17 protein-coding genes are annotated in these 20955 nt (G+C 55.3%); 9 read left to right on the plus strand and 8 right to left on the minus strand.

Going from position 1 to position 20955, the window contains the following annotated elements; translation table 11 throughout:
* Positions 1–34: 34 nt before the first annotated feature.
* From kdpB to kdpF, 3 genes are read right to left on the minus strand one after another with little or no spacing between them, the layout of a single operon-like run.
* Positions 35–2101 carry a potassium-transporting ATPase subunit KdpB gene (gene kdpB, locus AC07Y2_RS16190; protein ID WP_103386358.1) on the minus strand — a complete coding sequence of 689 codons (2067 nt, stop codon included), beginning with the start codon at positions 2099–2101 and terminating at the stop codon, positions 35–37.
* A 10-nt stretch (positions 2102–2111) separates the two neighbouring features.
* On the minus strand, positions 2112–3806 hold the full coding sequence (kdpA, locus tag AC07Y2_RS16195) for a potassium-transporting ATPase subunit KdpA (RefSeq protein ID WP_039770510.1): 1695 nt from the start codon (positions 3804–3806) through the stop codon (positions 2112–2114).
* Positions 3807–3814: 8 nt separating this feature from the next.
* Positions 3815–3904 carry a K(+)-transporting ATPase subunit F gene (gene kdpF, locus AC07Y2_RS16200; protein WP_007950940.1) on the minus strand — a complete coding sequence of 30 codons (90 nt, stop codon included), beginning with the start codon at positions 3902–3904 and terminating at the stop codon, positions 3815–3817.
* Between the two features lie 302 nt (positions 3905–4206).
* Here kdpF and eat point away from each other — a divergent pair, with 302 nt between their 5' ends.
* Both eat and AC07Y2_RS16210 read left to right on the plus strand, forming a co-directional pair.
* Positions 4207–5571, plus strand: a complete 1365-nt coding sequence (gene eat, locus AC07Y2_RS16205) for an ethanolamine permease (protein ID WP_039770512.1) — start codon at positions 4207–4209, stop codon at positions 5569–5571.
* 119 nt (positions 5572–5690) lie between these two features.
* The gene (locus AC07Y2_RS16210) at positions 5691–5858 is read left to right on the plus strand and encodes a DUF2897 family protein (RefSeq protein ID WP_007950938.1); all 168 of its coding nucleotides are present in this window, start codon (positions 5691–5693) and stop codon (positions 5856–5858) included.
* 45 nt (positions 5859–5903) lie between these two features.
* Here the strand turns inward: AC07Y2_RS16210 and AC07Y2_RS16215 are convergent, their stop codons facing one another.
* Entirely contained in the window at positions 5904–6755 is an 852-nt protein-coding gene (locus tag AC07Y2_RS16215; protein WP_103386359.1) for an urea carboxylase-associated family protein, read from the minus strand.
* Positions 6756–6930: 175 nt separating this feature from the next.
* On the opposite strand from AC07Y2_RS16215, the gene AC07Y2_RS16220 reads away from it, so the two are divergent.
* Positions 6931–7488 (plus strand): TetR/AcrR family transcriptional regulator, encoded by a 558-nt coding sequence (locus tag AC07Y2_RS16220; protein ID WP_103386360.1) that lies wholly within the window; start codon positions 6931–6933, stop codon positions 7486–7488.
* Here AC07Y2_RS16220 and fabF read toward each other — a convergent pair.
* From fabF to AC07Y2_RS16240, 4 genes are all read right to left on the minus strand, one after another.
* Positions 7485–8759, minus strand: coding sequence for a beta-ketoacyl-ACP synthase II (gene fabF / locus AC07Y2_RS16225; protein WP_103386361.1), 1275 nt, complete (start codon positions 8757–8759; stop codon positions 7485–7487). The two genes, AC07Y2_RS16220 and fabF, sit on opposite strands and share 4 nt — an antisense overlap.
* Positions 8760–8785: 26 nt before the next feature.
* A complete protein-coding gene (locus AC07Y2_RS16230; RefSeq protein WP_085668130.1) occupies positions 8786–9580 on the minus strand; it encodes an SDR family NAD(P)-dependent oxidoreductase in 795 nt (264 codons plus the stop codon).
* A 214-nt stretch (positions 9581–9794) separates the two neighbouring features.
* Positions 9795–10130, minus strand: a complete 336-nt coding sequence (locus AC07Y2_RS16235) for a ComEA family DNA-binding protein (protein WP_039770521.1) — start codon at positions 10128–10130, stop codon at positions 9795–9797.
* A gap of 110 nt (positions 10131–10240) precedes the next feature.
* Entirely contained in the window at positions 10241–12235 is a 1995-nt protein-coding gene (locus AC07Y2_RS16240) for a polysaccharide biosynthesis protein (protein WP_103386362.1), read from the minus strand.
* A 327-nt stretch (positions 12236–12562) separates the two neighbouring features.
* Here AC07Y2_RS16240 and AC07Y2_RS16245 point away from each other — a divergent pair, with 327 nt between their 5' ends.
* The 6 genes from AC07Y2_RS16245 to AC07Y2_RS16270 all read left to right on the plus strand — a co-directional run bounded on the left by AC07Y2_RS16245 (position 12563) and on the right by AC07Y2_RS16270 (position 20949).
* Positions 12563–13504 (plus strand): SDR family NAD(P)-dependent oxidoreductase, encoded by a 942-nt coding sequence (locus AC07Y2_RS16245; RefSeq protein WP_103386364.1) that lies wholly within the window; start codon positions 12563–12565, stop codon positions 13502–13504.
* A 755-nt stretch (positions 13505–14259) separates the two neighbouring features.
* A complete protein-coding gene (locus AC07Y2_RS16250) occupies positions 14260–15090 on the plus strand; it encodes an ABC transporter permease (RefSeq protein ID WP_207273854.1) in 831 nt (276 codons plus the stop codon).
* A complete protein-coding gene (locus AC07Y2_RS16255) occupies positions 15080–16387 on the plus strand; it encodes an ABC transporter ATP-binding protein (protein WP_103386366.1) in 1308 nt (435 codons plus the stop codon). The genes AC07Y2_RS16250 and AC07Y2_RS16255 overlap by 11 nt, the downstream gene beginning before the upstream one ends.
* 12 nt (positions 16388–16399) lie before the next feature.
* The gene (locus tag AC07Y2_RS16260; RefSeq protein WP_103386367.1) at positions 16400–17497 is read left to right on the plus strand and encodes a class I SAM-dependent methyltransferase; all 1098 of its coding nucleotides are present in this window, start codon (positions 16400–16402) and stop codon (positions 17495–17497) included.
* Positions 17497–19578, plus strand: coding sequence for a glycosyltransferase (locus tag AC07Y2_RS16265; protein WP_103386368.1), 2082 nt, complete (start codon positions 17497–17499; stop codon positions 19576–19578). Before AC07Y2_RS16260 ends, AC07Y2_RS16265 begins: the two co-directional genes overlap by 1 nt.
* 99 nt (positions 19579–19677) lie before the next feature.
* The gene (locus AC07Y2_RS16270) at positions 19678–20949 is read left to right on the plus strand and encodes a hypothetical protein (protein WP_256587010.1); all 1272 of its coding nucleotides are present in this window, start codon (positions 19678–19680) and stop codon (positions 20947–20949) included.
* The last annotated feature ends 6 nt before the right edge of the window (positions 20950–20955 follow it).

Here is a 20955-nt window from a genome sequence, read left to right on the forward strand (position 1 = left end):
TGAAGCGGTGTGCCCGGCACACCGCTGTTCAGGTTCAAACCAGATGCAACGCCGTCAACAGCATGTCGATCGCCTTGATCCCCACGAACGGCACCAGAATCCCGCCCAGGCCATAGATCAGCAGATTGCGACGCAGCAGCGCCGCCGCGCTCGCCGCCTGCACCCGCACACCACGCAGGGCCAACGGAATCAGCACCACGATGATCAAAGCGTTGAACACGATGGCCGACAGGATCGCGCTCTGCGGACTGTTCAACTGCATGATGTTCAGCACGCCGAGCTGCGGGTAGATCGCGGCAAACAGCGCCGGCAGGATCGCGAAATACTTGGCCACGTCGTTGGCGATGGAAAAGGTCGTCAGCGCGCCACGGGTCACCAGCAATTCCTTGCCGATCTGCACCACGTCCAGCAACTTGGTCGGGTCGCTGTCGAGGTCGACCATGTTGGCCGCCTCACGCGCGGCTTGTGTGCCGTCGTTCATCGCCATGCCGACGTCAGCCTGGGCCAGCGCCGGGGCGTCGTTGGCGCCGTCACCACACATCGCGACCAGACGACCGTCGTTCTGCTCGTGACGGATGCGCGCCAGTTTCTTCTCTGGCGTCGCTTCGGCCAGTACGTCATCGACGCCCGCTTCAGCGGCAATCGCGGCAGCGGTCAGCGGGTTGTCGCCAGTCACCATCACCGTGCGAATCCCCAGTTTGCGCAGCTCGGCGAAACGCTCGCGGATGCCTGGCTTGACCACGTCTTTCAGGTGGATGGCACCGAGCAGCTTGCCGTCGGCGCAGACCAGCAACGGGGTGCCGCCGCTCTGGGCGATTTTGTCGATTTCCCGGGACAGCGCCGGGGCCAGATCCTTGCGTTGCTGACCAAGGAAGGCCAGCAGCGAATCCACCGCGCCCTTGCGGAATACACGGCCCTGGTAGTCCACACCGGACAAGCGGGTTTCCGCACTGAACGGCACGGCAGTCAGGGTTTCCGGCGAAGGTTCCGGCTGCGGATTGGAGCCGCGCAGGTACTCGACGATGGACTTGCCTTCAGCGGTTTCGTCAGCCAGCGAGGCGAACAGCGCGCCTTCGGCCAGTTCACGGGCATTCACGCCCGGCGCCGCATACACCGCGCTGCAACGACGGTTGCCGAAAGTGATGGTGCCGGTCTTGTCCAGCAGCAACACGTGCACGTCACCCGCTGCTTCCACCGCACGGCCGGACTTGGCGATCACGTTCAGACGCACCAGACGATCCATCCCGGCGATACCGATGGCCGACAGCAGCCCGCCAATGGTGGTCGGAATCAGCGTGACCAATAACGCCACCAGGAACACCAGCGGCAGGCTGCCGTTGGCGAAGTGGGCGAACGGCTGCAGGGTCACGACCACCAGCAGGAAGATCAGGGTCAGGCCGATCAGCAGGATGTCCAGTGCCACTTCGTTCGGGGTCTTCTGGCGTTTGGCGCCTTCGACCAGCGCGATCATGCGGTCGAGGGTCGATTCACCGGGGTTGGCAGTGATCTTCACCAGCAGCCAGTCGGACACCAGCCGGGTGTTGCCGGTGACGGCGGAACGATCGCCACCGGACTCGCGAATCACTGGCGCCGATTCACCGGTGATCGCCGCTTCGTTGACCGCCGCGATGCCTTCGATGACCTCGCCGTCACCGGGGATCATCTCCCCCGCTTCGACGCGCACCACATCGCCCTTGCGCAGGCTGGTGGCCGGCACGACCTGGAAGCTGCCGTTGGCGAGTTTGCGTCGGGCGCTGAGGCCTTCGCTGCCAGCCTTGAGGCTGTCGGCGCGGGCCTTGCCGCGACCTTCGGCCAGCGCTTCGGCGAAGTTGGCGAACAGCACGGTGAACCACAGCCACAGGGCGATTTGCGCAGCAACGAAGGTCGGCACGCTGCTGTCGGGAATGAAGCACAGCACGGTGGTCAGGATCGCTGTCAGTTCGACCACCAGCATCACTGGCGAGCGCTGCAACTGGCGCGGGTCGAGCTTGACGAACGCTTGCACCAGCGCCGGGCGCCACAGGGCGCTGATCGCGGTTTTCGGAGCTTCAGCCGACTTGGCAGCTGCCGCTGGTTTTGAAGCTGGAACATGCATATTCATGATGGATTCCTTAGAAGCCCATGCTCAGGTGTTCGGCAATCGGGCCGAGCGCCAGGGTCGGCAAGAAGGTCAGGCCGCCCACCAGCAAAATGGTCACGGTCAGCAGGGTCACGAAAAGCGGGCCGTGGGTCGGGAAGCTGTTCTGGCCGATCGGTGCGGTTTTCTTCATCGCCAGGCTGCCGGCCAAAGCCAGTACCGGGAGGATGTAACCGAAACGGCCGATCAACATGCCCAGGCCGAGCATCAGGTTGTGGAACGCAGTGTTGGCGCCGAAGCCGCCGAACGCCGAGCCGTTGTTGGCACTGGCCGAGGTGTAGGCGTAGAGCAACTGGCTGAAACCGTGCGGGCCGGGGTTGCTCACCGCCGCCACCGGGCCCGGCAGGCTCGCGGCAATCGCGCCGAGCACCAGCACGCCGACCGGCATCACCAGCAGAGTGACGACCAGCAGTTGCACTTCACGGGCCTGGAGTTTCTTGCCGAGGTATTCCGGGGTGCGGCCGATCATCAGGCCGGCGAGGAACACCGCGATCAGCACGTTCAGCAACATGCCGTAGAGCCCCGCGCCGACGCCGCCGAAGATCACTTCGCCGACCATCATGTTGACCAGCGCGACCATGCCGCTGAGCGGGTTGAGGCTGTCATGCATGCCGTTGACCGAACCGTTCGACGCCGCGGTGGTGGTCACCGACCAGAGCACGGTGGCGGTGGTGCCGAAGCGCGCTTCCTTGCCTTCCAGCGGCGCGGTCTGTTCGACGGCGACGTTGTTCAGCGCCGGGTTCGGCTGGTATTCAGCCCACAGTGAAGTAGCGCCGCCGATGATGAACAGCGCGAGCATGCAACCGATGATGGCGCGGCTCTGACGCAGGTCCTTCACGTAATGGCCGAAGGTGAAAACCAGCGCCACCGGGATCAGGATGATCGACGCAACTTCGAACAGGTTGCTCCAGGCGGTCGGGTTCTCGAACGGATGCGCCGAGTTGACGCCGAAGAAACCACCGCCGTTGGTGCCCAGTTGCTTGATCGCAATCTGGCTGGCGGCCGGGCCGAGCGGGATCACCTGATCAACGCCCTGCATCGTCACTGCATTCACATATTGGGCGAAGGTCTGCGGCACGCCCTGCCACACCAGGTACAGCGCCAGCAGCAGGCACAGCGGCAGCAGGCCGTAGAGGGTGGCGCGGGTCATGTCGACCCAGAAGTTGCCGAGGGTTTTGGTGGACTTGCGCCCGATGCCACGGCACAGCGCAACCAGTACGGCGAGGCCGGTGGCGGCGCTGACGAAGTTCTGCACGGTGAGGCCGACCATCTGGCTCAGGTAGCTGAGCGACGCTTCGCCGCTGTAGGCCTGCCAGTTGGTGTTGGTCATGAAACTGACGGCGGTGTTGAACGCGAGGGTCCACTCCTGACCCGGCAGGTTTTGCGGGTTCAGCGGCAGGTGATCCTGGAACAGCAGGATCGCGAACAGCAGCAGAAAACCGGCGAGGTTGAACGCCAGCAGCGCCAGCGTGTACTTCTGCCAGCTCTGTTCGTCCTGCGGATTGACCCCGGCGATGCGGTAACAGCCGCGCTCGACCGGGCCGAGAATCGGCGTCAGCCAGGTGCGCTGGCCCTCCATCACCTTGTAGTAGAAGCGCCCGAGGAACGGCGCCGGCAGCAAGACCACCGCGAAGAAAGCGAGGATCAGCCAATAGTCATAACTGTGCATAGCCGCTCCTAAGTCCGATCCGCGCGCAACAGCGCAACCAACAGATAAATGAACAGCCCCACTGCCAGCAGCAGTGACACCCCGTCCAGAACGCTCATGGAAGATCTCCGTGTTACGGCGTATTGCCGCGTGTGGAGGCATTGTCGGAAAGGAGGCTGTAAAGGAACGAGAGCGAGGGTGTGGGCGGGGCATAAAGAAAGCGTAAAGAGTGGGTTTATGCCTTCTTTACGACTGTATCCGGCTGGCGGCGCACCTGACTGGCGCACGCAAATGTGGCCATCGAGCCGCGAACATCCCCGATACGACAGCTTTCATCCCATTACGACCCGCCAATACAAAATGGCACGCCCACTGCACACGCCCTTCCCCGAGCTTTCCAAACCGTTCAGGGAGCAAACGCATGAACACACAACTCAAACCCACACTGGGCACGTTGCACCTGTGGGGCATCGCGGTGGGGCTGGTGATTTCCGGGGAGTACTTCGGCTGGAGTTACGGCTGGGGCGTCGCGGGAACCCTGGGTTTCCTGGTGACTTCGTTCATGGTCGCGACCATGTACACCTGTTTCATCTTCAGCTTCACCGAACTGACCACGGCGATCCCCCACGCGGGCGGGCCGTTTGCCTACAGTCGCCGCGCCTTCGGTGAAAAAGGCGGATTGATCGCCGGACTGGCGACGCTGATCGAGTTCGTCTTCGCCCCGCCGGCGATTGCCTTGGCGATTGGTGCGTACCTGAACGTGCAGTTTCCGGCCCTCGATCCGAAACACGCGGCGGTCGGCGCGTACATCGTCTTCATGGGTCTGAACATTCTTGGCGTGAAACTGGCCGCGACCTTCGAGTTGATCGTCTGCGTCCTGGCCGTCGCCGAGCTATTGGTGTTCATGGGCGTGGTCGCCCCGGCGTTCAGCTTCAGCAACTTCGCCCTCAACGGCTGGGCCGGTTCGGACATCTTCGGCGCTCCGGCGATTGCCGGGATGTTCGCGGCGATTCCGTTTGCGATCTGGTTTTTCCTCGCCATCGAAGGCGCAGCCATGGCGGCCGAAGAAGCCAAGGACCCGAAACGCACGATTCCCAAGGCCTACATCAGTGGCATTCTGACGTTGGTGTTGCTGGCCATGGGCGTGATGTTCTTTGCAGGCGGCGTCGGCGACTGGCGCACCCTGTCGAACATCAACGACCCGCTGCCTCAGGCAATGAAAGCGGTGGTCGGTGACAACTCCGGCTGGCTGCACATGCTGGTGTGGATCGGTCTGTTCGGGCTGGTGGCGAGTTTCCACGGGATCATTCTTGGCTACTCACGGCAGTTCTTCGCCCTCGCCCGCGCCGGTTATCTGCCCGCCTCGCTGGCGAAACTGTCGCGCTTCCAGACCCCGCACCGGGCGATCATCGCCGGCGGCGTGATTGGCATCGCGGCGATCTACAGCGACGGCCTGATCAACCTCGGCGGCATGACCCTCACTGCCGCGATGATCACCATGGCGGTGTTCGGCGCGATCGTGATGTACATCATGAGCATGCTCAGCCTGTTCAAACTGCGTAAATCCGAACCGAATCTGGAGCGCACCTTCCGTGCGCCGTGCTATCCGCTGATTCCGCTGATTGCATTGGCGCTGGCCGTGGTGTGCCTGGTTGCGATGGCCTGGTTCAATGCGCTGATCGGGCTGATCTTTCTCGGCTTCATGGCGGTCGGTTTCGGCTACTTCCTGTTGACCGGCCAATTGCGCGCCAACGCTCCGGCAGACGCCATGCTCACCGGACTGTAAACCGCGACGGGCATAACCGGCCTAGAATGGAACCACTGCGAATGCACTTCGCTCAAAGTGGTACGCAGCGTCGCACGGCGAAACCCTCGCCCGTCGACCTGCCTTTAAGGAGAGCCGTTATGCCCTGGTATGCCTGGTTGATTCTGGTCGTTGCAATCGGCTCGATCGTCGGCGGTCTGATGATGTTGCGTGACACCGCCAACAAGGTCGAACTGACCGATGAACAACGCAAGCGCGTTGCTGAACGCAATGCCGAAGCGGACATCAAGGACGCGCAGGACCGCTGAACGAAAAACCCCGCCTGAATCGGCGGGGTTTGTTTTTTGTCGCGATTATTTTTCCCAGTCGGCCTTGGCGATGTGCAAGCCATGCAGGCCTTTGTACGCCGCACGTTCCGGCTGGCTCCAGCCTTCCAGCAGCGCATCGTCCAGACGATAGATTTCCACCCCGAGCGGGCGGCATACCGTCAGCGGATCCTGCGCGTCCGGCCCCCACATCGCCAGTGACAGATCACCACCGGGACAGGTCGACAACGCGCACAGCAAGTCAATTTCGGCGAAGAACTCCAGGTAATCGCCCTTCTGCGCCGGGCAGGCCTTCATGAAATACAGGTCATCGTGATTCAGACCGGTGCACTGGAAGATGTTCAGCACGTCATGCACATCGAACTCGGTCAGGCCATGGGGCAACACGGCGCGGGTCAGGTTGGAATGGCAGTGATGATGGAAATCCTCGCCGGTGAGCATTTTGTTCACATAGGGATCGCAGCGCGTGCCGAGCAAATCGTGCAGGCGCCCGCCGTGCTCGTCGATGCCATAGTCGGCCAGGCTGTCATCGGTGATGGTCACCAGCGGTCGCAGAAAAGGCAGGTTCGACCAGAGGCGGTCATGAGTGCTGACATGCGCGCCCTGCAGTTGCCGGGTGCGGGCCGCCCACATCCGTTCGCGCGGATCGTGTGCGTTCCACACATTGAAATCGCCCACTTGGGGCCCGACCGGTGTGGTGACACGAAACACATGCCCCGCCGGCACGTGCCAGGCACGGCCGGTGCGGATCGGCACCTCGAATTGCTCGATCAGCGTACGCCCGTCCTTGCGGTCGCGAATCCGTTCGTAGAAAGGTGTATTGACCTGCAACGCCGCGCCTTTGCTGACCTGATAGGCGGCCGGGTAGTCTTTGTACATGATTCTCCTGCTCCTCAAGTGATGGCAACTTTGCAAGCTGCAACCACTATCCGTGCCAACCGCTGATGGGTGTTACGAACATGTCGGAGTCACCGGCCGTTTTTTTAGAAGTAGAAGTACAGTCACCATTCAATTTGCATTGGTTAAGATGGCGATCTTGTTGCGGAGAGTTTAAATGCGTTACTCGCAGGATCATAAAGCCCAGACCCATCAGCGCATTATCAAGGAAGCGTCCGAGCGGTTTCGCAAGGACGGCATTGGTGCGACCGGCCTGCAACCTTTGATGAGGGCACTGGGACTGACCCACGGCGGCTTTTATTCGCATTTCAAATCCAAGGACGACCTGGTCGAGAAAGCCCTGCAAGCCGCCGGCGATCAGGTCGCAGGCTTGTGCGAAGAGTTGTTCGCCCAGGAAAAACCGCTGGAAGCCTTCATCGATACGTATCTCTCCGAGTGGCACCAGACCTCTCCGCATGAAGGCTGTCCGCTGCTGACCATTTCTTCGGAACTGGGATTGCGCGGACAACCCAGCCCGACCAGCGATCTCGTGCTCAAGGCGCGTCTGGATCAGATCCAGAACACCCTCGAAGGCGAGAACGCGGCCGAGCGCAGCATCGTCATCATGGCGACACTGGCGGGCGCGCTCCTGCTCTCACGCAGCGTCGCGGATGCCGGGTTTGCCCAACAGATCCTCGACGTCACCCGCGAACACCTCAAACGCTCGGAAGACTAAGCCTGCCAGCGCTTGAACAGCACGCTGGCATTGACCCCACCGAAGCCGAACCCGTTGGACAACGCATACTCGATCGGCATCGACCGCGCCTGACCGTGGACGATATCCACGCCTTCGCTGGCCGGATCGGGATTTTCCAGATTAAGGGTGGGCGGAACGATCTGATCGCGGATCGCCAACAGCGTGAAGATCGCTTCCAGACCTCCCGCCGCACCCAGCAAATGCCCCGTCGCGGATTTGGTCGAGGTCACGGCGATCCTGTTTTGCACACCAAATACTGATTTGATTGCGGCCAGTTCACCGAGGTCGCCCACCGGTGTCGAGGTCGCATGTGCGTTCAGATGCTGCACCTGATCCGGCGCGATACCGGCCTGGGCCAACGCCAATTCCATTGCCCGCCGTGCACCGCTGCCGTCTTCCGGCCCGGCGGTCAGGTGATAGGCGTCGGCGCTGGTGCCATATCCGACCAGTTCGGCCAATGGCTGTGCCCCCCGTGCCAATGCGTGCTCCAGGGACTCGATCACCAGCAGCCCGGCGCCTTCACCCATCACAAAACCGTCGCGCCCGCTGTCGAACGGGCGTGAGGCGCGCTCAGGCGTGTCGTTGTAGGCGCTGGACAAGGCCCGCGCCGCCGCGAAACCGGCAAGGCTGACCCGGTCGATGCAGGCTTCCGCACCGCCGCACACCGCAATGTCGGCCTCACCGGCACGAATCAACCGGGCCGCATCACCGATCGCCTGCACGCCAGCAGCACACGCGGTGACCGGCGCACCTAGCGGGCCCTTCAGACCGTGCTGGATCGAGACATGGCCCGCCGCGAGATTGACCAGAAACGAAGGGATAGTGAACGGCGACAAGCGTCGCGGGCCACGGCTGTCGGTGGTGCGCACAGCATCGGCGATTGCACCAAAGCCACCGACACCGGAACCGATGAGGGTCGCCGTGCGCTCCTGAGCGTGGGCGTCAGACGGATGCCAGTCGGCCTGTTCAAGCGCCTGACGAGCGGCTTCCATTGCAAACAGAATGAAACGATCCATCTTCTTCTGTTCTTTGGGCGGCGTCGCCCGATCCGGATCGAAACCGGCTTCGGCATCCTCCTCCATCGTCGGCACCACGCCGCCGACCCGGGTCGGCAGATCGGCGATGACCGCGTCCGGCAGGTTTCGCAATCCCGAACGCCCGGCCAGCAAGCGCTGCCAGACCACTTCGACGCTGCTTCCCAAGGGCGATACCAGGCCCATACCCGTGACAACTACTCGACGCTGATCCATATCGGGTTGACCTCTCTCGACTTGATTTACTTGTAACGACTGGCGGCCGAGCTATGGGACAGATTGGGCGCCATCACATGACGCGCGGCGACGAAGGCTTGCCATTCCCCGGCATCGGGCAGCGAAGGAATCGTGACGAGCTCGCCCTGATCCAGACCGGACAACGCGGCATCGACCATCTCGCCCGCCTCCATGACCATTTCCGCCGGAATATTGGTGGCATCCAGACCCGAACGCTCCCAGATTTCGGTGCGCGTCACTCCGGGCAGAACCGCCTGCACCTTGACACCAGTGCCTTCGAGTTCCGCATTCAGCGTTTGGGAGAGGCTCAATACATAAGCCTTGCTGGCACTGTAGGTGGCATTGAAACGCTCAGGAAACAGGGCAACCACCGATGCAATGTTGATGATCGTGCCGCGCCCGGCGCTGGTGAAAGCAGCGGCGGCGGCCGAAGCCAGTCGGGTCAGGGTCGTGACATTCAGCTGGATCAGCTTCTCCAGTTCATCGGGATCGGCGTTGGCCAGCAATCCGTTGGACGCTACGCCAGCATTGTTGACCAGTAGCGTGATGCTGGAATCGCTGCGCAGACGCTGCTCAAGCTTGATCACATCATCCTTTTGCGTCAGATCGGCCTTGAGCACTTCAACTTCAACGCCATGGACGTCTCGCAGTTTGCTCGCAGCCGATTCCAGACGCGCCTTGTCACGAGCGACCAGCAGCAGATCGAAACCACGCGCCGCCAGTCTCTCGGCGTACACCGCACCAATACCGGAAGAAGCGCCCGTGACCAGCGCCGTACCTTGGGATTTCGGGGAATTCATGACGATACTCCTGGGATGCGTGAGGAATGAACGACCGCTGAAAAGCAGAAGGCTTCAGTGGCGACTGAAATTATTATAGGCATAATCTCAAGCCAATATGACAGCCATAATTTTCTATTTCCCGACGGAAAGGCTGTCGCCCTCCTGTGTTGTGCTCCACCTGGAAGCAAAAAGGGCCGGTCAATGACCGGCCCCTTGGCGTTGAACAATCAGCTTAGTTCACTTCCAGCTTGTCGCGATTGCGATCCAGGATCGCCTTGCCGATACCCTTCACTTCGAGCAGTTCATCCACGGACGCAAACGGCCCATTTGTTTCACGATAAGCAACAATCGCTTTCGCCTTGGCCTCGCCCACGCCTGCCAATTCCTTTTGCAGAGTGGCCGCGTCGGCACCGTTCAGATCGACCTTCTGATTTTCAGAAGTGGCTGACGCGTCCATCACCACGGCTGCCTTGTTCGCTTCTGAAGAAGCCAGAGGCGCAGCAATGGCAGCAATAGAGGCGCTGGTCAGCAGGGCAAAAATCAGGGAGTAGAAATATCCGGTACGCATAAGTGACGCTCCATCATCAATTGAGAAAGCAGCTTTTCCGAAGCTGCTCTCCAAACTTAGGCGATGATCGGGACAAGTCAAAAATGCGTCCGTTACAGGATGTGAAACAATCAGGGTTCGAGACGGCGCTGCTGGTGAATCCAGTCGACGATCTCGCCGTCGGGGGTATAGCCGCTGACGGTTTCGCGCAGGAGTTGGCGGACTCGAGAGTAATCATCCGCATCGACAGCAGCGAGCAGCTCTTCCAACCGGGATTTAAGAACATCCCAAGGCAAGTGGTCCTCATTGGCCGTCATGATCATCGGATGCGGCGTCGCGGCAACATTATCGCCAATCAGCAGTTCTTCATAGAGCTTTTCACCGGGACGCAATCCCGTGAACTCGATGGAAATATCGCCCTGCGGATTGCGCTCGGAACGAATGCTCAATCCGGACAGATGAATCATTTTCTCGGCCAGTTCCACGATTCTTACCGGCTCCCCCATATCCAGCACGAACACATCGCCGCCCTGCCCCATGGAGCCCGCCTGAATCACCAGTTGGGCGGCTTCCGGGATCGTCATGAAGTAGCGGGTGATTTTCGGGTGGGTGACCGTCAGCGGACCGCCGGACTTGATCTGACTGTGAAACAGCGGGATCACCGAACCGGACGAGCCCAGCACGTTGCCGAAACGGACCATGGTGAAACGGGTCTTGTTGACTCGGGAAACATTAGCCTTGTCACCAAACAGTACAGGAGCGACTTCACGACTTAGTGCCTGAAGAATCAACTCAGCAAGACGCTTGGTACTCCCCATCACATTGGTTGGGCGTACGGCCTTGTCAGTTGATATAAGTACAAAGTTTGAGACCCCCGACTGCAGCGCCGCTTGAGCGGTATTTAATGTTCCGATGACATTATTCAGTACACCTTCGGCAATATTATGCTCGACCATCGGCACGTGCTTATAAGCCGCCGCATGATACACCGTGTCGATCTTCCAGGTTTTCATTACATCAAGAAGTTTGTTCTGATGGCGAATCGAGCCGAGTATTGGAAGTAATCGAACAGGTATTGATTCTCGACATCCGCGCTGTTCAAGCTCGGAAAGAATACTGTAGAGATTGAACTCGCTATGGTCGAACAGTAGTAGCGTGGTTGGACCCAGGGCAAATATCTGCCGACAGAGTTCGGATCCAATCGACCCTCCGGCCCCTGTAACCAAGACTGTCCTGCCCTTGATACAACCCTCCAGCAAGTCCGGCAGAGAAGGCACAGCATCGCGCCCAAGCAAGTCAGCAATATCGACCTCCTGGATATCCTCGACCCTGACTCGACCGCTAGCCAGATCAGTGAAATTCGGGACACTACGTACGTGAAGTGGAAAACCTTCCAGCAAGTTGAGAATTTCCCTGCGCCGGGCACGGGTAGACGATGGTAGCGCAAGGAGTATTTCCTGAGCGCCCGTCACATCTATCATCTGTTGGATATGTTTGGGTTTGTATACTTGCAGCCCCGAAATGGAGCGTTCGGCAATACTGGAATCGTCGTCGATGAAAGCGACCGGGCGCATGACTCGGCCCATACGAAGTGCTGCAACCAACTGATTACCTGCAACGCCTGCCCCGTAAATAGCGACCTTGGTAAGGCTATCTTCACGGTTGGCGAAGGGCACATGTTTTGCCGCAGTGAACCAATCCCCCATGAAGTAATGGCGCATGCACAGTCGCAACCCACCGATGATGACAAGACTTAACCACCAATAGTTAAAAATAATCGATCGGGGCACGACGGTTTCGTGATTACTGTACCAGTAGACGACCAGCGCAAGGATAAGAGACGAAAGGCTGACGGCTTTAATTATGACAATGAGCGCATCGTTGCCGAAGTATCGCATGACGGCTCGGTACATACCAAAACGAATGAACAGGGGGATTGCGACGACGGGAGCGCAGAGAAAAAGCCAGAGATGTACCTTGAGCGGGTTGACCATCTCGTCTATGCCCAGGCGCACGATGAACGCCAGCCAAAGCGCAACCCAAACCAGGATGATGTCTGTGAGAACCTGAATCAGTCTTTTTTGCCTGCGGGGCAACCCCAGCAAGAGAGCACGTGCTTTATCCATAAACCTCAACCGTCAAAGTCCCCGTCCATTGTACTTGCGCAAGCGAAAACGAACCTGCTTTTTTTGATTCCGTACATCAGAACCTGCCATATTGCCGGCCGAGCCTTCAAGCCAATTGCCATCACGCAACTCCGGCGGATGCGGGAAAGCCTTCGCACGCACGCCTGCAACTCGATTGCGCAGTACTGTTGTGAGACACTAGAGGTCTGGACACCGCGCCTGAACCAGCCCTCTCGAGATAGCCCCCTCCTACATCTCTCGTCGAGGAACAAGATTCCCAGCACCAGGCCAGGCGTGAAGCACGAAACCATCTTAAAGGTCACCAGCATGGCGAATAACCTAATCTTAATCACCGGCGGTGCCGGCTTCATCGGCTCCCATTTGACGGGCGCCCTTCTTGAAAGAGGCTATACGGTCAGAATTCTCGATGACCTGTCGACAGGCAAGCTCAGCAACCTGCCGAATTCGCCATCCAAGGTAGAATTCATCAAAGGTGACGTTGCCGACGCCGATGTGGTTAAACGTGCCGTTGCCGGCTGCCAGGCAGTCGTACATTTGGCAGCAGTAGCATCTGTGCAGGCATCAGTAGACGATCCGGTTCGCACCCATCAGAGCAACTTCATCGGAACTTTGAATGTTTGTGAAGCCATGCGCCAGGCCAACGTCAAACGTGTGGTGTTCGCGTCAAGCGCAGCCGTATACGGCAACAACGGTGAAGGACACCCGATCGATGAGGAAACTCCGAAGGCGCCATTGACACCCTACGCATCCGACAAACTGGCAAGCGAATACTATTTCGAGTTCTATGGACGCCAGCATGCTCTTGAGCCAGTTATTTTTCGCTTCTTCAATATATTCGGGCCTCGCCAGGATCCGTCCTCGCCATACTCCGGCGTTATCAGCATTTTCAGCGAACGTGCGCAGAAAGGTCTGCCAATCAACGTTTTCGGCGATGGTGAGCAAACCCGAGATTTTGTATACGTTGAAGATCTGGTCAAGATACTGGTTCAGGCGATTGAGTCCCCGACAGTTGAATCGGGAGCGACCAACGTCGGAATGAGCCAAACCACCAGTCTGAATCAGATTCTGGAAGCTTTGGCTGAAGTCGTCGGAAAACTGCCTCCAGTCAGCTATGCCGAGGCGCGCCCGGGTGATATTCGCCACTCCAGAGCCAACAACACACGCCTGACCAAAAGATTTGCACTACCTCAGCAGACCCCAATAAAAACTGGGCTGCACCGCTTGCTGCAACATCTTGCAGTAGAGTGATACCTCCCGACGGCGTGCTCTCGGTCAGGGCTTTCACGCCTTGGCCGAGCGCGGGTGCACTTCGAGCCTCCCCGCCCCAAAAATGACCTGCGCTCCCTTGATCGGAATGAGCGTCGCCAGAGATCCATCCTCCTTACCAGGGGTTATACGACTTAGTTCCAGAGTGATACAATCGCGCGTCTACGCTTGGGCTGAGCTCTTCCCTGGCTAAAGACGACCCTCGGCCCAGGCAAGAAATCTGCCCTTGTGGTTGTGCTTTGGGGAAAGGATCTGGAGGTAGGTGGTGGTGAGTCAATTGAATATATTACGTGTCAATAATGCTACGTCTTACCGAATCCAGTGGCGCCTGTTTACTTCGATGCCGACAAAGAGACTAGTGGGTTTCGATTATTCAAGCTCAAAAACATCTCCCCCAAAACAATACAGGCATCCGCACCAACAGTGCCTATCATTCTTTTAAAAATTATATTAAACCCTCCGCTAAATTTGAGGCTCCACCTCTTGCAACATGATAGCGGCTTTTCTCGGGGATAAAGTTGTACACACGTACAGTGGGTGAGCCTCTGTTGCTTTCTCGAAACGCACCGCACCCCAGGAATACAATCAGACCTGATAACACTGAATCGAAACAGGCAAGTCAACAAAATATTGGTACCTATCTCCGCAATGGAATGCCTGAAAATTCCAGTGACAGGTAGAGCAAGCCCTCCCAAAGGATTCAACCAGTGAGTGTAACGATGCAAAAGGCAACGCCGATCAACCCACACAGCAGGCATTCAGCTTCTCCACTCACATTGATATCGAGTTTGTGGCGTAACCGTACACTGGCTCTTCAATTGACGAAGCGGGAAGTCATCGGACGCTACCGTGGGTCTGTGCTTGGCCTGGCCTGGTCGTTCTTCAATCCCGTTCTGATGCTGCTAGTCTACACCTTCTTTTTCGCGGTAATTTTCAAATCAAGGTGGGGAACGGGTGGCACCGACAGCAAGACTGACTTCGCAGTCATTCTGTTCGTCGGGATGATCGTTCATGGACTATTTGCCGAAATTCTCAACCGGGCCCCCCGGTTGATCCTCGACAATGCCAACTACGTAAAAAAGGTTGTGTTTCCCATCGAAATACTACCTGCAGTCAGCATCGGTGTTGCGCTATTTCATGCCATCGTCAGTCTGTCCGTATTACTTATCGCCTTCTTTATTTTTAACGGTTTTATTCATTGGACCGCTATCTTTGCGCCAGTCGTGTTGCTTCCTTTGATTGTTCTTTCTCTAGGCGCAGCCTGGTTTCTGGCTTCACTGGGGGTGTATCTGCGGGATGTCGCTCAGACCATAGGCTTGTTTACGACGGTACTAATGTTTCTCTCCCCTGTTTTCTACCCTGCGACTTCTCTACCAGAAGCGGTTCGTCCGTGGCTGATGCTCAATCCATTGACATTTATTATTGAACAGGCACGTGAAGTAATGATCTGGGGAAGACTTCCAGACTTCCAGGGTTTGGCCATTTACATGCTATGCGCAGTTGTCATTGCCTGGTTGGGTTTCATTTGGTTCCAAAAAACAAAGAAGGGGTTTGCTGATGTCCTCTAATGACTTGGCAATTTCGGTTGCCGGTGTGTCAAAGGTTTACCATTTGTATGAAAAACCTCAGGACCGGCTGAAGCAAATACTCTGGAACAAATCGCCTGACCCAAAAGACGAATTCTGGGCCTTGAAAGATATCAATTTTGATGTCAAAAAGGGAGAAACTGTCGGAATTGTCGGACGCAATGGATCCGGGAAGTCTACGTTATTACAGATAATATGCGGAACACTTACCCCCTCCCATGGACATGTAACACGCGACGGACGACTTTCCGCGTTATTAGAACTAGGTTCGGGATTCAACCCCGAGTTTACCGGGCGCGAAAACGTCTATTTAAGCGCCAAGATACTCGGACTGACAAAAGAAGAAGTAGACAATCGATTCGATAAAATTGCCGGATTCGCGGACATCGGCCAGTTTATCGACAGCCCGGTCAAACACTATTCAAGTGGCATGTTTGCCAGGCTGGCATTCTCTGTCTCCGTTCACGTCGAGCCAGAGATCCTTATTGTCGATGAAATTCTTGCTGTAGGCGACGCAGCATTCCAGCGCCGCTGCCTTTCCAAGTTTTATGAAATCCGTGATCGTGGCTGCACTATATTGTTCGTATCTCATGATCAATATCAGGTGAAGTCCGCGTGCGAGCGGGCACTCTTTCTAAAGGAAGGACGCCAAGTAATGTTTGGCGCCGCCCCCAAAGTCATCGATCAGTACATGATTGAGATGGAAGCTCAAATTGCGCAAAACAATGCAGTAACCGTTCGCGCGGCAGATAAAGAAGCAAAAGAAACCTCAGCGTCGGACTCAACACTCTCAGAAAGTGCCAACGCCAGCGAGTCTGGAAACGACGCAGAAACGGCTGGTCAGCTATTCAAGATTACGGACGTGCGCCTGATCGATGCCGAAGGCAGCACCGTAAACACAGTAACAACGGGGCAGTCCATAAGCGTAAGCTTCGACTTCAAAGCAATGGTTGAAAACCCGCCAAAAGAAATCAGCTTCGTTTTCAACCTATATAGACACGATGGGACTTACTTGTGCGGTGCCACTACCTTGATGGATAAGATACCCGCTTATAATTCATCAAGTGCCGGGACTGTAACTATCAACTTTCCGGATTTCCCTCTGCTTAGCGGCCAGTACAAATGGCGGCTAGCCATCAATGATAATGTTGGCTTTATAACGTACGCAGAAGCAACAAACGCATGTTCGTTCCGAGTCGAGGACAATTTCAAAGCGGTTGGCATGCTTAGCCTCCCACGACACTGGAACTTTCAACCCAACGACTTCAACAGCATTTAAGACAGGCCCCAAATGGAACGGTTAGATATCAACTCAGCTCCAGAGAGAGCAAACATAGAAGCATCCATTCATTTCGCAAGGTATTCGGTCGCGACGCCTTTTGTGAAGAATAAGCGCGTGCTTGATATCGCCTCGGGAGAGGGTTATGGAAGTTATCTCCTAAAACAGTCAGGGGCCAGTGAGGTCGTAGGAGTCGACGTATTCGAAGACGCGGTGAACCGCTCAAACCAGTCATTTGGCGGACCTGGAATAAAATTCATTGCAGCCGACGCCACAAAGATAGAATCGCAGTTTCCAGAAAACTATTTTGATGTCGTTGTTTCACTTGAAACCATTGAACACATCAAGGACCCGATCGCCTACCTGCAATCGCTCAAGCGTGTCGCAAAAGAAGGCGCCACCATCATTATCAGTTGCCCTAATGACCACTGGTACTTTCCGGAAGATTACCAAAGAAACCCGTACCATCTCCGAAAGTACCGAATCGAAGAGTTCAAAGAACTGGCCTGCGGCGTATTGGGTGACAACGTAAACTGGAGTATCGGCACTGCCGTTATGGGGTTCGGTTCAACTTCTCTAGACATCGAGCACGACTACAATAACGTTCCAGACAGCTGGATGAAGTTTAATCATATCCAGGGAGCCTATCTTGTAAACGGCGGTGAGAAACCCGAGTTCAACGCAGAAAACTGCAGCTATTTTTTCGGAATTTGGAATGCACCTGAAATAACCAATGGTGCGGCAATTTTCCCTGTAAGCATGGATGCTTATGCCCGCATGATTCCTGCGATGGAAGGCACACTATCGATAGAAGAGCGCTTGAAACTGAGCGAGCTCGAATCGACGCTCGAACAATTCAAATCAGACCTGCGAAAAACAAGACTGAATTATCAAGCAACCCTGGGAGAAAACGAACTCGTCAAAGAGCGTATCCTCGCACTTCAAGCAGAACTTCAGTCTGCTTATGACGACAAGATGAGCATTGCCGCCGAACGAGATAATATGCGCATTGGGTATCATCGCTATATCCTCTTGGGCAATCTCGTCCCTAAACCTCTTCGAGCACTAATGAAGAGAGCATTCAAAATAGTTCGCGGGAATTCAATCTAATGAAAGGTCCTGAATTAGACATCATCCCAGGCCTTTCCCGCGGGCTTTATGTTTATGACAAGGCACATGCACTTCTCGCGAAAGACTGTTGGAAGGATGCTGGTCCTAATATAGGATCAAGTGGCGAGAATCTAACGATTTCATTCCTGTCAATGAACCGCTCTTCTCTATCGATCAAACTTCTAGAGTCGATTGAACGATTTTTGCCAAATTTCGCGGGCGAAATTTTAATTATTGACAACGGTTCGTCGGAGGAGGAAATCGAGTGCCTGCGTATTGCATGCAAAGCACTGAGTTTCCGTACTCGAATTGTGGAACTCGGTCAGAATTTTGGCGTTTCAGGGGGCCGAAATCGAACAATTCCACATGTAACAACAGAATGGCTGATGTGTCTTGACAATGACATCTATTTTACTTTCAACCCCTTGAAAGAAATCCAGAATGATCTCGCTGTTCTCGGCTGCCATTTCATGAGCCTTCCCCTCCTGGATCCGGATGGCGAAACAATTTTCGCCAGAGGTGGGCACGTTTACGTGTCATATGAGGAAGGCGAACTTCATATTGGAGCAGGTAGCGCGTCGCTACAAACCAAAGTAGAAAGCACTGTGGGTCAGCCGTTTCTTGGAACCTTTCTTTTCGGTGGTGCGTGTGTAATCAAGAAAGAAACATTTACTCGTCTTGGCGGGTATGATGAAGGCATGTTTGTCGGCTTCGAAGATATAGACTTTTCGGTCCGCCTTTTTCAGGAAGGCTATAAAGTAGGCTGTGCCTCCAGCTGTGCACTAGTACATGACCATCCAATGCCTGACTCAGACGCTGATCGCGATTACGAAAAAGAGCGATTCTCTCGCGGTGTTCTTCATAAATCCGCAATGCATCTTGAAGAGAAACATGGCTTCAAGATCTGGGGAGATGCGGTGGACCGATGGGTTGAAGCGCGACACCAGGAACTGGGATTGAATAAAGAAGAAGGACATATCTCTGCAATTGTTCACGCCCATACCGAGCATCATCAAAAAACAAAAATTGCACTGATTATCGACACTGACAATTGGGCGTTTGGAAATATTGCCCGACAGCTAGAGCGTTACTTGAGCTATAAGTTTGACTTTGTCGTGATACCAATGGATATCATTGACAACATCAACAAAGTATTCTTGCTTACAGAAGATTGCGATATTGTTCACTTCTTCTGGAGAGAGCACTTAACTCTGATTGGTACCCCATACTATAAAGGTTATGCCGAAAGCCTAGGAATACCCTACGAGCTATTCCACGAACGCTTCATCGCCTCAAAAATACTAAGCACCAGTGTGTATGATCATTTATTACTAGAAAAAAATGAATTGAGCGAGCGGGCCTATCTATTTAACAATGTGATAGATGGCTATACCGTGGGCTCCGAAAAGCTCAATCGAATCTACTGTTCCGTCGAAAACTATCCATTCCCAACAGAAGTCGTGGAGGATGGTGTGAATTTACATAAATTCCACCCCATCAATATCGAACGCCTTCAACATGTCAGCCAGCGAGAGCTCGTCGTCGGGTGGGTAGGGAACAGCAAATGGGCGGCCGAGCTAGAAGACTTCAAGGGCGTGAATACAATCCTGAAGCCTGCCATTGAGCAATTGCAACAGGAAGGTGTTCCTATCAGGGCCCTGTTCGCAGATCGTCAGGAGCGATTCATTCCTCATGACAAAATGCCAGATTACTATGCCCAGATAGATGTCTACGTATGCACTTCCAAAATTGAGGGCACTCCGAATCCTGTTTTAGAAGCCATGGCTTGCGGTGTGCCGGTAATCAGTACAGACGTCGGCATCGTGCCACAGGCATTCGGGGATCTGCAAAAAGGATTTATACTGCCAGAACGATCGGTAGAGGCCCTCAAGGCCAGCTTGCGAAAACTGGCTGAAAACCCGACACAACTGCTTCAGCTTTCCTCGGAGAACGTTGAACGAATCAAGGATTGGGACTGGTCCATAAAAGCAGAAAAATTCGGGCGCTACTTTGATGGGCTGATCGCGACCAATCAACACGGTAACGCGGATATGCTCAGCCAGGAAAAATGCTCCGGCTAGCACTCACAGAGCGCAGTTGGCTGAACGACAGCATTCGCTTCAGCCAACTACGACAAATCAAGCATTAGTGGTTTGGTTAATTCAATCGGAATTTATGCAGTGAAAAACTCCCCAGCGACGCCGAGTGATATCAGAGAAAATGGACTCAAGGAAACCTCTGATTCCTTCGAAATTTTCGGAGAGTTGGCCTACACCCTTTTATACTGGGTGTCGGAACTACATCGAAAACTGGTTGAACGTGGAGTCCAGCAAGTTTACTTCCTCTCCCGCGAGGGGCAGCCTCTAAAGAAGATGTTTGACAGTTACTGCCTTGTTTCGGGCAGTCTGATCCAGAGCAGATATCTGGAAGTTTCTCGTCGTGCAACTTTGCTTCCGTCACTGGATGCACTGAGCAGCGAGAAATTTACAACACTGTTCCGGCAGTACCGCTGCATGTCACTACTAGAGTTCCTCTCCAGTATTGGCCTAGAAGAAAATATTACAGAGCTGCTCGATGCGTTGGCGATCTCGGCCAAAGAGTCCGAGCAGCGGATTGACAACTTCCCAGAAAGCCAGTTGTTTTTAAAGCTGAAAAATTCACCAAAATTCAATAGTATTTTTGACGAACAACGAGAGTTACGTCGTAGCACATTTTGGAAGTACCTGTCCTCTTTGTCCGACAATAACGTGCCCGAAGAGTTAGTCGTGGTCGACGTGGGATGGAAAGGCACCATTCAGGACAATCTATTTGCACTGTTGACCAAGGAGCCCGCATCGTCGGTCAAAAAAGTTACCGGTTACTACATTGGCCTAGTCGCACCGGGAGGCGCCAGTTCAATGAACGTGAAACACGGACTTTTGTTTTCAGCCGTTGAGGGACGATCACCGCGCTTTCATGTATTTAATGAAAACCGCGCGCTATTCGAGATTATCCTGGCAGCGGATCATGGCTCAGCGGCAAGCTATCAAATCGATGCTGATGGAAAAGCATATGTCGTTCATGATGCTTTTCATGAACAGCATATGCTGGAGAGCCAGGTTTTTCCGGTTCAGCGACACATATTTGATCGTTTCAACCGATTGAAAGCCCGAAACTTTGATCTACACGACATCGCACGAAATCATGCACGCCTGGTTTTCCAGCCAACGCAGAACGAGCTCAACTGGTTTTCTTCCGTGTTTCACGTAGAAAACTATGGTGTATTTGAACGCTCCTCTTTTGCGAGCACATTCGAGAGTCCGAGGCTTTCTGACAGATTGAAATTTTTGGTCGCCGTCCTTCAACGTAAAGGGCGGGGACTGCTTGGTTTCTGGCCATGGAAGATGCTCAACGAGCGGGTTGGCCGCCCAATTGCCAACTTGTATGGACTAATCCGCTATTTACAGAAGTAATAGAAA

It is taken from the genome of Pseudomonas sp. GW456-12-1-14-TSB6 (genome assembly GCF_059424205.1).

What these genes read in the sequence shown, in the direction of transcription:
- AC07Y2_RS16245 (WP_103386364.1), top strand. Translation starts at nt 12,563, where the DNA reads ATGGCGAATAACCTAATCTTAATCACCGGCGGTGCCGGCTTCATCGGC.
- kdpA (WP_039770510.1), bottom strand. Translation starts at nt 3,806, where the DNA reads ATGCACAGTTATGACTATTGGCTGATCCTCGCTTTCTTCGCGGTGGTC.
- kdpF (WP_007950940.1), bottom strand. Translation starts at nt 3,904, where the DNA reads ATGAGCGTTCTGGACGGGGTGTCACTGCTGCTGGCAGTGGGGCTGTTC.
- AC07Y2_RS16265 (WP_103386368.1), top strand. Translation starts at nt 17,497, where the DNA reads ATGAAAGGTCCTGAATTAGACATCATCCCAGGCCTTTCCCGCGGGCTT.
- AC07Y2_RS16210 (WP_007950938.1), top strand. Translation starts at nt 5,691, where the DNA reads ATGCCCTGGTATGCCTGGTTGATTCTGGTCGTTGCAATCGGCTCGATC.
- AC07Y2_RS16255 (WP_103386366.1), top strand. Translation starts at nt 15,080, where the DNA reads ATGTCCTCTAATGACTTGGCAATTTCGGTTGCCGGTGTGTCAAAGGTT.
- AC07Y2_RS16215 (WP_103386359.1), bottom strand. Translation starts at nt 6,755, where the DNA reads ATGTACAAAGACTACCCGGCCGCCTATCAGGTCAGCAAAGGCGCGGCG.
- AC07Y2_RS16260 (WP_103386367.1), top strand. Translation starts at nt 16,400, where the DNA reads ATGGAACGGTTAGATATCAACTCAGCTCCAGAGAGAGCAAACATAGAA.
- kdpB (WP_103386358.1), bottom strand. Translation starts at nt 2,101, where the DNA reads ATGAATATGCATGTTCCAGCTTCAAAACCAGCGGCAGCTGCCAAGTCG.
- AC07Y2_RS16230 (WP_085668130.1), bottom strand. Translation starts at nt 9,580, where the DNA reads ATGAATTCCCCGAAATCCCAAGGTACGGCGCTGGTCACGGGCGCTTCT.
- fabF (WP_103386361.1), bottom strand. Translation starts at nt 8,759, where the DNA reads ATGGATCAGCGTCGAGTAGTTGTCACGGGTATGGGCCTGGTATCGCCC.
- AC07Y2_RS16220 (WP_103386360.1), top strand. Translation starts at nt 6,931, where the DNA reads ATGCGTTACTCGCAGGATCATAAAGCCCAGACCCATCAGCGCATTATC.
- AC07Y2_RS16235 (WP_039770521.1), bottom strand. Translation starts at nt 10,130, where the DNA reads ATGCGTACCGGATATTTCTACTCCCTGATTTTTGCCCTGCTGACCAGC.
- AC07Y2_RS16240 (WP_103386362.1), bottom strand. Translation starts at nt 12,235, where the DNA reads ATGGATAAAGCACGTGCTCTCTTGCTGGGGTTGCCCCGCAGGCAAAAA.
- eat (WP_039770512.1), top strand. Translation starts at nt 4,207, where the DNA reads ATGAACACACAACTCAAACCCACACTGGGCACGTTGCACCTGTGGGGC.